This window comes from Methyloterricola oryzae, assembly GCF_000934725.1.
GTDB lineage: Bacteria > Pseudomonadota > Gammaproteobacteria > Methylococcales > Methylococcaceae > Methyloterricola > Methyloterricola oryzae.
In genome coordinates, this window is the sequence record NZ_JYNS01000001.1 from 400,476 (window position 1) to 413,529 (window position 13,054).

At 53.7% G+C, this 13,054-nt stretch carries 12 protein-coding genes; 4 read left to right on the forward strand and 8 right to left on the reverse strand.

Annotation, left to right across the window (positions count from 1 at the left end):
• The first annotated feature begins 68 nt into the window (after nt 1-68).
• Complete coding sequence (locus EK23_RS23580) at nt 69-227, forward strand: hypothetical protein (RefSeq protein WP_158002426.1); 159 nt, start codon at nt 69-71, stop codon at nt 225-227.
• Between the two features lie 124 nt (nt 228-351).
• On the opposite strand, the gene EK23_RS01695 is transcribed toward EK23_RS23580, so the two are convergent.
• From EK23_RS01695 to EK23_RS01705, 3 genes are all read right to left on the reverse strand, one after another.
• Nucleotides 352-1,533 carry a glycosyltransferase family 4 protein gene (locus EK23_RS01695; protein ID WP_045223524.1) on the reverse strand — a complete coding sequence of 394 codons (1,182 nt, stop codon included), beginning with the start codon at nt 1,531-1,533 and terminating at the stop codon, nt 352-354.
• Between the two features lie 228 nt (nt 1,534-1,761).
• Nucleotides 1,762-2,949: a porin family protein gene (locus EK23_RS23200; RefSeq protein ID WP_145998525.1), complete on the reverse strand. Its 1,188-nt coding sequence runs from the start codon at nt 2,947-2,949 to the stop codon at nt 1,762-1,764.
• Between the two features lie 832 nt (nt 2,950-3,781).
• Nucleotides 3,782-5,020, reverse strand: coding sequence for a hypothetical protein (locus tag EK23_RS01705; RefSeq protein WP_145998526.1), 1,239 nt, complete (start codon nt 5,018-5,020; stop codon nt 3,782-3,784).
• Between the two features lie 4 nt (nt 5,021-5,024).
• Between EK23_RS01705 and EK23_RS23205 the strand changes: the two genes are divergently transcribed.
• From EK23_RS23205 to EK23_RS01715, 3 genes are all read left to right on the forward strand, one after another.
• Nucleotides 5,025-5,531 (forward strand): hypothetical protein, encoded by a 507-nt coding sequence (locus EK23_RS23205; protein WP_145998527.1) that lies wholly within the window; start codon nt 5,025-5,027, stop codon nt 5,529-5,531.
• 166 nt (nt 5,532-5,697) lie between these two features.
• Nucleotides 5,698-6,930: a glycosyltransferase family 4 protein gene (locus EK23_RS01710; RefSeq protein ID WP_045223527.1), complete on the forward strand. Its 1,233-nt coding sequence runs from the start codon at nt 5,698-5,700 to the stop codon at nt 6,928-6,930.
• Nucleotides 6,931-6,949: 19 nt separating this feature from the next.
• A complete protein-coding gene (locus tag EK23_RS01715; protein WP_045223528.1) occupies nt 6,950-8,056 on the forward strand; it encodes a glycosyltransferase family 4 protein in 1,107 nt (368 codons plus the stop codon).
• Nucleotides 8,057-8,116: 60 nt separating this feature from the next.
• On the opposite strand, the gene EK23_RS01720 is transcribed toward EK23_RS01715, so the two are convergent.
• Genes EK23_RS01720 through EK23_RS01740 form a run of 5 tightly spaced genes read right to left on the reverse strand, consistent with a single transcriptional unit; the run spans nt 8,117 to nt 13,054 of the window.
• Complete coding sequence (locus tag EK23_RS01720; protein WP_045223529.1) at nt 8,117-8,833, reverse strand: SDR family NAD(P)-dependent oxidoreductase; 717 nt, start codon at nt 8,831-8,833, stop codon at nt 8,117-8,119.
• A gap of 15 nt (nt 8,834-8,848) precedes the next feature.
• Complete coding sequence (locus EK23_RS01725; protein WP_082053852.1) at nt 8,849-10,171, reverse strand: DUF4910 domain-containing protein; 1,323 nt, start codon at nt 10,169-10,171, stop codon at nt 8,849-8,851.
• Nucleotides 10,168-10,710 (reverse strand): dTDP-4-dehydrorhamnose 3,5-epimerase, encoded by a 543-nt coding sequence (gene rfbC / locus EK23_RS01730; RefSeq protein ID WP_045223530.1) that lies wholly within the window; start codon nt 10,708-10,710, stop codon nt 10,168-10,170. The genes EK23_RS01725 and rfbC overlap by 4 nt, the downstream gene beginning before the upstream one ends.
• Before the next feature lie 5 nt (nt 10,711-10,715).
• The gene (locus EK23_RS01735; RefSeq protein ID WP_045223927.1) at nt 10,716-11,954 is read right to left on the reverse strand and encodes a class I SAM-dependent methyltransferase; all 1,239 of its coding nucleotides are present in this window, start codon (nt 11,952-11,954) and stop codon (nt 10,716-10,718) included.
• 50 nt (nt 11,955-12,004) lie between these two features.
• On the reverse strand, nt 12,005-13,054 hold the full coding sequence (locus tag EK23_RS01740; RefSeq protein WP_045223531.1) for an NAD-dependent epimerase/dehydratase family protein: 1,050 nt from the start codon (nt 13,052-13,054) through the stop codon (nt 12,005-12,007).

Genomic DNA, 13,054 nt, shown 5'->3' on the forward strand with positions numbered 1-13,054 from the left:
AGCAAAGGGCGCGGAGTGCCCTTCGATTGCACTCCACTATCAGCCACCAATACAGGGCGAGGAAGCGAATGAGCAGAACAGATATTATCGCCTGGGCCGCGGCGATCTTTGCCTTGGCCTGGCTGGCCTATGACCGCCAGTCACTGCATCCCGAGGGAGACTGCCAAGCTTACGACCGTGTCGGAAATGGTATCGGATGTGAGGGGTATGACATCGGCGACCGTTGAAATCGACTGAGCCGAACCGAAGGCACCGTCAACCCTGCGGTTCAGCAGTCAGCGAGACGAGCAAGAAAAGCTACCGACAAACAGCCCGAGCCTTGAGAGCAACGCTTCCGGGGCCAGGCGCACCTTACTTGCGGCACACACGTTGGTAGACATCAAGATATTTTTGGGCGATGGTATCCCAGCCATATTGCGACGCAGTTGACTTGGCACCTTGCCCCATTTTAATGCGCCAATCAGGCTGCCTTAGCACATCGATGACAGCTGCCGCGAGTGCCTCGGAATCATTCGGTGTGACTAGAATGCCGTTCTCACCGCTCACTACGATATCGCGGTTGCCAGAAATATTGCTGGCGACAACGGGAACGCCGGCCGCCATAGCATCAAGCAGGGCAAGGGAAAGCCCTTCCGACCCTTCATTGATACCGGAAGAAATATACAGCTCCGCAGCCTGATAGAGATCGGCGAGGTGGTCTGTCCGAGATTCCGAGGACGGGGAAACCTGGGCGCTGAGAGGAAAATCAAGCTGTCCGGGACACAAGACTTTTCCCTTGAGTCCGAGGCTCTCAATAAGCGGCAACAGCACCTCGTTTCTTCTACCCACAATAGCCAAGTACGCATTGGGTTCTGCACGAACCACAGAGGACATGGCTCTCACCATCACCTCATGGCCCTTGCGGGCATTATAAGTGCCCACCATTACCAGCAGCCTGGCGTTCTCTGGGAGACCGAGCCAAGCCCGACCAGCTTCTGCCGATCCGCGAGCGAAGCGATCCAGATCAACGCCATTGGATATGGAGACGATCTTGTCCGCGGGAGCACCGGCATCGCGCAAAGAATTCTCGATGCTCGCACTAATAGCGGTCAGAGCGTCTGCGCTCTCCAACGCGTACGTTATCTTTTCAGCGATCACCGGATCGAGCCGCAGGCCATGCCCCAACTCAGGTATAACGTGAATATCGACTCCGTGTGGCGTAATTACCAAAGGCACCCTTGAAAACCTTTTGAATCGCGCAGCGAGGTAACCGCAGGGATAAGTGACGTGGGCATGTATCAGGTCACACCCGTTTAACAAACAGTCATACCCAAGCTGAGAAACCTTTACAATATCAGGCAACTTCTGATTTAAAATAGGATATCGATAGACTGGATACCCAAATTTGAACTTGCGATTCTTCCACCATCCTCCAGGACCAATGACTCTAACCTGGTGTCCAAGCTTGGTTAATGCGGTCGCCAGATAGTAGACCACCAACTCCCGCCCCCCAATTTGAGGCAGAAAGCTATTAACGTATAACGCGATCTTCACAAGCACTCCAACTAGTTAGAGGCGCCCTGCATAGAGCGACCAGCATCAAGCACTCATATTTTCAAAACGTCAGCCGTGCCCCATGAACCGAATGATGGAAATTAAATTATCTGAAGTAGGGCAAAGTGTCCGCCTCTGACTGAACAGAAAAACCTGCCAGCTTTCTGAACGCCACCGCCACTCGCAAGCTCAATGTGACAATGCACCACTTCCCATGAAAATCGCAAATCACTCTGGAAGAAACAGGTCATCAAAGGAATATCCGACAGTCAAGAAAACAAGATTTCCGTAGCCCGTACCTTGTTGGTTGTCAAACTTCTGCGCACGAAATGTATACCCCGCATTAACCGCCCAATTATGCGTCCATTGCCAACGCAAATTTGGCGACACTTCGAAGAAGTCTCGATTGTTAGCCGAACTTGTCGAGCTACCAATGTTCTCGTTTTTAAAGTATTGCGCAAGAAGTCCGGCAAATAAAGTCTCGGTAACGTATCCCCGTAAGTCTAGCTTTACACTATCACGTTGCCGCTGAGTACCGAATCCACTGGGCTGCACATCGTGCGCTATTGAAATATCAACCTGTCCGATATCAAACTTTTTGAAAAAGGTAAACCCAAGCAAGAAGCCAATATCTCCACCACCGCTATTATCACCTTCACTGCTAGCCTGAATATATCTACCGCCCACATTCAGAGCAGTCCGAAATGTCTCCGAATAATCATAAGTCACCGGGAATCTCAGCATGTAGTTATCAGCCAGATACCCAGTATCACCAGTCACATGCGAGTAAGACGCCTCCGTTCCGACACGCAATCTGTTTGTAATTGAGTAATCAAGAAGAACATTGCCACCCTGAGACGTCGAACCGGTCAATTGGGTAGAATTAGAAAAACCACTGGCCGATTGCCCATAAGAGTTTTGATTATACAGATACCCGATTGTTAACCTCGAATTTTCTGACAATAAATACTGCCAACTAGGGTTTAGGTTAATTCGCTCACGCTGAGTCGTAGAGCGCAAGTCACCGGTATCCGCTATCTCAGTACGTAATGTCGCTATCTTGGTATAACGAAAATCAAGATTCAAATTGTGTCGCCCGAAATCGTAACCACTTACAACCCGATAAAATTGATCTTCAGTATTAAACTCAGAATTATCGATATATCGGTTGATTGCTGCAGATGTTGTCGTTTGCAACTTGAACGGGCCACTACCATAGCGAAGAGCCAGCCCTGGATAAACAACCATTCGCCAAGTGGATAGCTGAGAATCTGCCTGAAGAAACAGGTTATCGTTAAAACTGGTTTCACCGGCAATACTAGGAAGCAGCGCGAAGTCGGCAGCCCACAAGCCAGTCGGCGAAGACCCGCAGATCACGAAACCAGCAGCAAGTAAGGCGCTATTGTTGATTTTCATGAAAATACATCACTCCTAGTGGACCAGTCTCCGTAATTTAGAGGGAAAGGCGTGTGAGGCTAATGCGCCGTCAAATTCGCGTTCCGAACACGCAGTATACAACGCAGCGCCTGTGTCAGCGTCCTCTATTCTGGCCTACGCAAGCCAGAGCAACTTTTCAGAATCGAAGCCGCAACGCAAACAGCCCTAACCCGGCCACCGATCGCGCGGACTTCTGAGGCGATTCACGGCGCCCAGCGCTGTCTTTGTTGTCCGCAAGCGATGCGGACGTCCAAATTTCACCAACACGCCACCGCGTCACAGCCGTTTGATTATAAGTTATCACCGCCTTTGTGACCCGATCCATGAAGCCCTGCATGGCGCATGCGCCGTAATTCTGTCGATGGCGAGGTCAATAAGGCTTTCGGCGTTCGCTTCATTGTTAGGATCAAGACCTCAGTGCTTCAGCAAGTCAGCGCATTTCATGCATTTAGCGACGGTCATGAGGCCCGCCCGCACTAATGGTGATGCACTTAAAGCTTCGATTCAAAACTAGAAAGCCCTACGTTGTGGCGATAAATGCGGGGGCGACGACAAGGGAACCTCGGATTTGCGCACGCATCCCGCAGTTCATAATTGCGCTGCCGATAACGGCGAGAGCAAGTGGCTGAATTTGTGAGTAAACGGAAAACAGAGCCGTTCCGGTGATGGGCGCTTAGACCTTCCAGGCTGGATCTATTCCGCGCTTCCCAAGGCGAAACCTCTCACGTTTGTAACTAGAAAAAAACAAGACACCGGGCGATTGTGTCGCCCGGTGTCCGCTGTCACAGTCAGTTTGGCTTGCGCGAACGCTTTACTGACACCTGGTATTGAGGGGACATGCGCTGTTGATGAAGCCTTTGCGACCGTCGACCAAGGGCTTTACGTTCCAGATTGGATCGTTCGCCTGCTGCCCGATCGTCCAGAACACATAATTTGCAAGCAGACCTCTAGGGTTAACTACGCCATAATTAAAAAGGTCGGTCAGGGAAAGACGTCCGCTTTGGAGGAACGGTTTGACCCCAAGCTCTACATTCGCCGCCAGAGGCATCTTGCCATAGTACGAAGGATAGTAGGCATAGCTTTCGATAGTCGTCGTACCCGAAAGCGGCGGTATCAAGTCCGGACATCCAATCCCAATCCCGAGTGAGTGCGCATAGGGAATCAGTTGATCGAGCTGCGCCTTGACCCAATTCACGGTGACCGAAACCTGTGAACGCGGGAAAGCACTTGCTAAAGCCGCCATACCACTCTTGAGTCCATTGGTATAGTTCTGCAGCGTATAACCGCTTGGGTTGGTCATCACATCAACGCCGGACAGTGAATTTTCCGAAGTCGCGATGCCTTCGAAATTCGAATCGGCATCGAAGCGCTGACCCAGTGCCGAGTAAAGCGCGTTCAGACGAGCCTGAACGGCCGGAACCCAGACCTTGGCTACACAGGATCTGACTGATCCGTCAGAGTTGTATCGTACGGACTGTCCACCCTGGTATTCCGCCGTCAGCATATAATTCGGCACGCAAGGCGTGTGTCTAGTGGCAAACGTCTTGAACATCATGGTCAGCCAATACTGCTTGCCCATGGATTTTGCCTTGGCGAGCTCCGTCGCTATCTCATTGAAGTTGTAGACGCCTTTTCCACCCTCGACCTCTCGCCAATAGTGCCAAGCATTTATTCCTTTGAAATAGGGATCGCCATTAATCTTGTCTAAATTGGCCACCCCAGCATCTTCGTAGGCGATCACATAATGACCGGGATTCCACTTCTTTCCAGAGTTGGTGCTGGTAGTCGAAACGGAAACCGGTGCTGAAGCGGTGACTGGCGCACTGCGGGTGAACGTTCCGGTCACTGTCTCGATCGCACCGGAAGTAAGTGTAACGACGGCCTTGATTGTATGCCCGCCGGTCGCGATGGTATTCGTATCGAATGGGTTGGCTGTCCCATTAGCGGCAGTGCCCGCGAAATCATAGGGACCTGCGCCTTCGGTTTGCTTCAGACCGTTGTCCAGATAGAACTGAACAGACTTGACCGCTGCGGTTGAGTTAGTGAACACATAGATGTTCCCGCTCAGGGCTTGTCCAGCCAAGGTGCTTGGTGCTGAGCGGTTTGACGATGCACTGACAAGCAGGCTGGATGCGGCAGCCGCTTCCGACGAATGGAGTGCGAACATAACACTCAGGCTCGAACACAGAACTCCGAGCCATTTTGTTGAACGGTTACCCATAAAAACCCTCAGTAAGATATTTTTAGACAAATGTATTTTCACACTGCAGCGTCAGTTTTTTTTACAAAATGCGGGCCACTTACAAAAAGTTTCGCATTTTCATATACTTAAATCTGACAAACGGGGTTCGCACCGTCTTCACATTTCATTTATGTCGCCAGGAAGCGACATTCGCGTGATTGCTGATGGTTACCCAGGGATCGCCCGTGCCGAACCTGGCAGCGGAACGGGATTTCTTGGCGCGACGCCCGAAAGCAAAAGCAACACTCACAACTGCTTGTTAAATCAAAATATATTTTTGACCTACCCTCGCCTCCCGGCGAGAGCTGTTGGGAAATAGAGGCCAAGTACCCAGTTGCTGTCGCCGCAGCACAACACCCAGCTTGACGCGACTCTGAACGACCAGACATGAACTGTCGCGGACAGAGCTTGATCTGCTCGATGTCTCGCGCCTCGGTTATACTTCGCTAACACTCAAGTTCAGTCAGGTAAGAACGAGGCCCCTTTTGCCTACCCTGCTTTCGATCAACAACTATTACTATCGGCGTGGTGGCGCCGAAGCCGTTTTTCTCGATCACAACGACCTCTTCGCGGAATTGAACTGGGACATCGTGCCTTTCTGCATGCAGCACCCAAGCAACCTCCCGAGCCCATGGTCGCCCCATTTCGTCGAGGAAATCGAATTTGGTGCGCAGTATTCAGTGCTGCAAAAGCTGGTGCGCGTGCCCAAGGTCATCTATTCCCTGGAGGCCCGACGCAAGCTTGATTCCCTGCTGTCCAAGATCAAACCGGACGTCTGCCATGCCCACAATATCTACCATCACATTTCACCCTCTATCCTGGGGCTGCTGAAGCGACGTGGAATCCCGACATTCCTCACTCTGCATGACCTTAAAATCGCCTGTCCTGCCTATAAAATGCTCAGTCACGACGGGGTCTGCGAACGTTGCAAAAACGGACAACTCTTTGAGGTGGTGAAGCACCGATGCCTCAAAAGTTCGCTTGGGCTCAGCGCAATCGCCTATCTCGAAGCTGTCGTCAACCGGTCACTGCGAAGCTACCAGGACAATGTCCACCGATTTGTGGTCCCTAGCCGCTTCTATATTCAGAAGCTGATAGATTGGGGCTGGGATCCGGCACACTTCGCCCATGTTCCGAACTTTGTTCGCGCCAAGGACTTACAGCCTGACTACACGCCCGGACGCAAACTGCTCTATTTTGGTCGACTCGGGCACGAGAAGGGTCTGCACACCCTGATCAGAGCCTGCGCCCTTACCAAGGCAGGACTGCGTATCGTCGGCACCGGTCCGGAGGAAGCGAGTTTGCGGGCCTTGGCTGCGACTTTAGGAACTAATGTGGAATTTGCAGGCTACAAGACAGGAAAGGACCTCTATGATGAAGTCCGCATGGCACGTGCCGTGGTTCTGCCGTCGGAATGGTACGAAAACGCGCCCATCAGCCTTATGGAAGGCTATGCCCTGGGGAAGCCTGCCATAGGGGCCCGCATAGGCGGCATTACCGAAATGATCCGCGAAGATGAAACCGGCAAGACCTTCGTCAGCGGGGACGCCGACTCGCTTGCCGAAGCGATATCAGAGTTTCTAAACCTGCCGGATTCCCGTCTGGAGGAGATGGGGCGACTTGCCCGTCAGTGGATGGAAGCGGACTTTTCCCCCGATGCTTATCGCGGTCGGATTTTGGCCCTCTACCAGGAGGCTGCGCGCATTCCGCTGTCATGAAGACTCACAGGAATCATGCATGAAGATTATGGTGCTCGGGCTCCGGGGATTTCCAGGGGTCATGGGGGGCGTGGAAACCCATTGCGAAAATATCTACCCGAGAATCCGGTCCCTCGGCTATGACGTGATTGTGCTGGCGCGCTCGCCCTACATGGAGCACGACGAATGGTCCGGCGTCCGTTTCAAACGTCTGTGGGCGCCAAAAAGGAAATCCCTGGAAACCATCTTGCATAGCCTGCTTGGCGTCATAGTCGCTGCTTTCGAGCGCCCAGACATCCTGCATATTCACGCGATAGGCCCCGCGATCGTGACGCCAGTCGCCCGCTTAGCCGGCTTGAAGGTAGTGGTAACCCACCATGGTGAGGATTACGAGCGCCAGAAGTGGGGGAAATTCGCCCGCTTGGTGCTGCGCTGGGGCGAAGCCATGGGAATGCTCTTTGCGAATCAACGCATCGTGATTTCAAGAAAGCTCGAAAAACTGGTTCGCACGAAATATGGGAAACCCGCTTTTCGCATTCCCAACGGCGTGCAGCTGGGCCAAGAAGCAGGCGCGAGTTCGGAGGTTACTCGGTTTGGGCTGGAACCTTCTCGCTACGTCGTCATCGTAGGCAGGCTGGTACCGGAGAAACGGCATCACGACTTGATCAAGGCTTTCGAGAAAGCGCGGTTGGACGGATGGAAACTGGCGATAGTCGGCGCTTCCGACCATCCGGACGATTATTCTGAGAGCGTCACCGAAGCCGCGCAGCAAAATCCGGACATCGTCTGCACGGGATTTCTGACCGGCGCCGCACTCAGGAGCCTTTTTGCTCATGCCGGTCTATTTGTGCTGCCTTCTTCGCACGAAGGCAATCCGATCGCTGCCCTGGAAGCACTCGGCTACGGGCTACCAGTTCTGCTCAGCGACATTCCTGCACACCTTGAACTGGAGCTTCCGGCATCGAGTTACTTTCCGCTGGGTGATGTGGACGCCCTGCAGCAGGCCCTGACTCAAGCGGTAAGTGATCCGCCTTCCACTATGGAACTGGACGCTCTGCGGGGCATGATCGAGCGGGATTACGACTGGGATAATATTGCGAGACAAGTCGCGGAGATTTACCAACTCTGCATGCCGTCAAGAACTTAGGCAAGAAGCACGATAAGCTGTCAGTACACGATCTTCAGACGCTAAAATCAGCGAAGTTGCTTAAACCTTTCGCATCCCTCGGATCATCAATTCGGTAATTTCCGCCGACCGCGGAAGCGACAAGGCAGACACGACGGTCTGGGCGATATCATCGGGCTGCAGCAACAAGCCGGGGTCATAGATCCGGCTTTCCAGACCAAAAATTTTCTCTTGCAGCGGCGTCGCCGTTCGGCCGGGAAATACGCTCAACACGCGCACGCCGTTGGCGTTCTCCTCTGCCCGAAGAGCGTCGGCAAAAGCCTTGAGGGCAGACTTACTGGCGCAGTAGGCCGCGAGCGCTGGTCTGGCGGAAAGCCCCGCGCTGGAATTGACGAATACAATCTGGCCCTGGGATCGTCTCAACGCTGGCAGACTGATCTGGGTCAGTGCGCAAGGCGCCCGCAGGTTAACCGCATAGTGCCAGTCCATGTCTTCCGTTCCAGTGTCGCCAACCAAGCCCCGGCGATAGGCACCCGCGCAATGTACCAGAGCGTCAAGGCCCTCCAACCGATCCTCCACATAGTGACGAATTGCAGCCAACCCTGGCTCTGATGACAAGTCGGCGCATAGAGGAACCGCGGATTTGCCACGCTTCCCAATTTCCTCACATACCGGCGCCAATTTCGCCGCATCACGACCAATAAGGACGATTGAATCCACCAAAACCGTAAGGCCCAGGGCGATGGCTCGGCCGATACCGCTCCCAGCCCCGGTTATGATCGCGGTGCGTTCAGTCATCGATCAGGGGCAATTTCAAGCGCGACCTGCCGGCCGCAACAACTCCGCGTCTTGCAGGCGCTCGGCCGCATGACGAATGGTGGCAAAATCGATCCCAGAGCGCTCTGCGATATCGAGCAAAGAATGCTGACCGTCTGACTGATTCAGGATCCACAACACCGCCATCTGAAAGTCTTGCTGCCGATGCTGACCACCGACCGCCTTATAAAGTCCCCTACGGCCAAGTTGCGGCTCGCATTTTGGATTCTGGTTGACCAAGACTGCGTCGTTTTCTGCCAGTTCGATGAAATCCAGACACAGCCTGAGACTCTCTTCCAAGGACTGCTGTTTGACGAATTCGAGGTTGTCGGCTGAGGTGTGGTATTCGGGATAGCAGCCATGCGGCGTGCGCATCAGGCATCCCACCGGCAGATCAAATCCCGGAGAACAGAACTGCCGCTCGTCGTAGCCATAGGGTGAAAAGTCTTGGATTTGACTCGGCACTCCGAAGCGCCGTAATGCATGCTCCATGTAGCGGTCAGTTAATGAGTCTCCTCGTCGGCTCCGCTTGTAGGTGAAGCCACCGGCATCGCCTATGCAGGTCAACACCAAGCCGTGGACGATGCGTGAAGCCCACTCCTCATTGCGGGAAAGCCAGACGATTGAACCGATCGTTCCCGGAATGAAAAGAAACCGGTAACTCAGGCGTGTCTTCATGCGAGTCAGCATGTCCGCCAGAGTTGTCGCCACAGCAATCCCCGACAGATTGTCGTTACCCAACGAAGGATGGCAGATATGACAGGAAAAGAGCACCTCTCGTTCTGTCTCTCCTCGCACCAGAAACTCGCCATAGTTCAGCACACCATCACCCAAGCTGGTGTCAACAACCACCTCGTAGGAGCCATCTTGCAGGGACTGTAACTGGTTATGGGACAGGCAAAAGCCCCAAGACTCACTGTAATAAGAAGTGCGGTAGGGAACCCAATCCGGGTGCTCCGGGAGACTGTGCAGATGCGGCTTCAAATCCGAGAGGCTCATCACTCCGCGAAATGGCGCGCTGTAATTGACCAGGTGAAGGTTGAGTCGGGCGAAATCGACAACGGTATCCCCGTTGGGTCCCTTGATGTAAGCCCCCTTCACATTCCATTCCTTGGGCACTGTCCAGTCGAACGCCTGCGTCCCGGTAGGAACTGCCACCATATCCAGCCCAATCCGCGAGCCAATCACCTCGAGCGTATCGCGCACACCTTGACCGGTAATGCTGCGACAGATGGGGTACAACTGTTCCATCAACGGCCGCATCCCGCCCAGGATTTCTGGTTCTTTGAGAAGTTCGGTCTTTGCTTCGCTGATCCTCATAATTCATCCGACCCGTTGAAATCCGGATAGTTCGCGTCCCTGTCGCAAATTAACCGAGCTTCCATGGGCCATGATATGCCAAACGCCGGATCGTTCCAGCGCACACCGCGGGCGGCACTTCCCTCGTAAAAAGTTGACATCTGATAGAACACTTCAGTGTCATTAGCCAAGGTTTGAAAACCATGGGCCAGACCTTCCGGAATGAACAGCATGCGGCCGTTGTCTTCGGTCAAGGTTTCTGCGACGTGGTGCAGGTAGGTGGGGGAATTCCTTCTTAGATCGATGATGACATCGTGGATGGCACCGCGGGTGCAACGAACGAGCTTGCACTCCCCAAATGGCTCCGCTTGATAATGCATGCCCCGAAGCGTGCCCTCCCTGTGATTGAAGGACGTGTTGCACTGCACCAGTTCGGCGTTCAATCCATGCTCGGCAAACTCCTTTCTACACCACGTCCGGGCGAAGTAGCCACGGGTGTCGGAGAATCGTTCCAGTTCGATGAGAAAGGCGCCGCGAATTTCCGTTTCGTAGAACCGCATACGAATCAGTGAACCTGAACCTCTGGAATGGCCGTGATGAACTTGCCGCCCCAATCACGGATATAGGCCATTTGCTGCATGATCTCATCCTTCAGATTCCAGGGGAGAATCATGACATAGTCCGGCTTGGTCTCCCGAATGCGATCAGGGGCGAATATCGGAATGTGCACACCGGGAAGGTAAAGTCCCTGCTTGTGAGGACTCAGGTCGACGGTGTAGTCGAGAAAATCGGTCCGTACGCCGCAGTAATTGAGGAGGGTATTTCCTTTGGCGGGCGCACCGTAGCCAACGATGGTCTTGCCCGCTTCCTTGGTGGCGATGAGAAATTTAAGCACCTCGCGCTTCGTCCTTTTGACCTTCTCAGTGAAGCTGTCGTAATACGCCAGGTCCTGAACGCCGACCGCCTGTTCGCGGGCCAGCAAATCGGTGAGCCGCGCTTCCTGTGGACGATTGGCATTGCCGTCATGGCAGGCATAGATGCGCAGCGATCCACCGTGGGTCGGCAATTCCTCCACGTCAAAAAGTCGAAGACCATGGGCAGCAAAGATCTTGCTCACAGCCGTCGCGGACAGATAGGAGTAATGCTCGTGGTAGATGGTGTCGAACTGATTATGTTCCACCAACTGCAGCAAGTGCGGGAACTCCATGGTGATGATGCCGCTGTCCTTGAGCAGCACCTTCATGCCGCCAACAAAATCATTGATGTCAGGCACATGCGCCAGCACGTTGTTGCCCAGCAACAGATCTGCTGACTTTCCTTCAGCGACCAGGGATTTGGCGGTCTCCACGCCGAAGAACTTGACCACCGACGGTATCCCCTTGGCCACCGCCACTTCCGCCACATTTGCCGCCGGTTCGACTCCCAGAACGGGAATGGATTTCTCCTTGAAATATTGCAGCAGATATCCGTCATTACTGGCAATTTCCACCACCAGATTGCTGCTGTTCAAACCGAAGCGACTCTGCATGTCGTCGGTGTAGCGCTTCGCATGACGCAGCCAGCTTTCGGAATAGGAAGAAAAATACAAATAGTCCGAAAAGATATTGGCCGGACTTTCATATTCGGCCAACTGCACCAGAAAACAGGATGTGCACACATATACATCCAGTGGATAAAAAGCTTCGGCCTGACTCAGTTGGGAAGGCTTGATGTTGGAGTTCGCCAGGGGCGACATGCCTAGGTCGACGAACTTGTGGGTAAGTCCGGTCCCGCAAAAACGGCAGTGATAGGTATGGTCTGTCATTCTTCTGATTCCTTTGAGCAGCGGCTGATGGTGCGGAACGATCCGATCGATCAGGCCCGGACCCATTTCAGGTCGGTATTCAGCAAGCCTTTGTTCTGCAGTTTCTGCAGGACTTTGAGACGGATAAAATCGGAGCTACGGAAATCGGTATCGGCAAAGCCGATGGACGACAAGCGGTCCTTGATCTCGCTGATGGCATCCTCTATGCGCACTTGCGGCTGATGATTCGGCGCCAGCTGCTTATAGAGAGAAAAATCGACGCGGTAGGAGCGCTTGTCGGGCTGCGCATCCTTGTTGATCGAAATCGCCGTACCCGGCAGGATGTTGGCGACAATCTCCGCCAAATCCTTCACCTGGAAATTCCAGGCATCGGAACCCGCGTTCACAGACAGACATGTGCCACCGCTACTGGCCTCACGGACACAGGCCCAGGAAATCGCCCGCGCCATATCATTGACGTGGATCAGAGGCCGCCACGGGGTACCGTCGCTGAGAATATCGATCTTCTTCCAAACCATGGCTCCGGCGACAAAATCATTGAGCACCAGATCCAAGCGCAGCCGGTCACTCATGCCGCAGGCGGTGGCGAAACGCAGGCAGGTGACGGAAAATCCTTCATCCGCCACCTCTTTCAATGCCTCCTCGGAAAACACCTTGGACTTGGCATACATCGTCAAAGGATTTAGGTCCGAGTCTTCCTTTCTGGGCGCACTATCGGCGGAACCATAAATACTGCAACTGGAAGCGAACACAAACCGCTTCACCCCGACCTTCTTCGCCAGCCGGGCAATGTCGATACTGGCCTTGTAGTTGATCTCCTCGGTCACCGCCTCGTAGAGATTCCCCATGGGATCATTGGAGATGGCAGACAGGTGCACAACGACATCCACCCCGTCGAGCACCGCCGGGTCCATGTTTCTGACATCACCGAAATACTGAACATCGGCCCGAGTCTCAGGCAATACGTCACAGGCCGTAAGGCAATGGGCAAAATAGCCCATGTCGTAGCCGATGATCTGCGCCTGCGGATAGTCTTGGCGCAGAGTCTTGACGACGCCTGGCCCCACATATCCCATGTTTCCTGTAATCAATATCTTCAC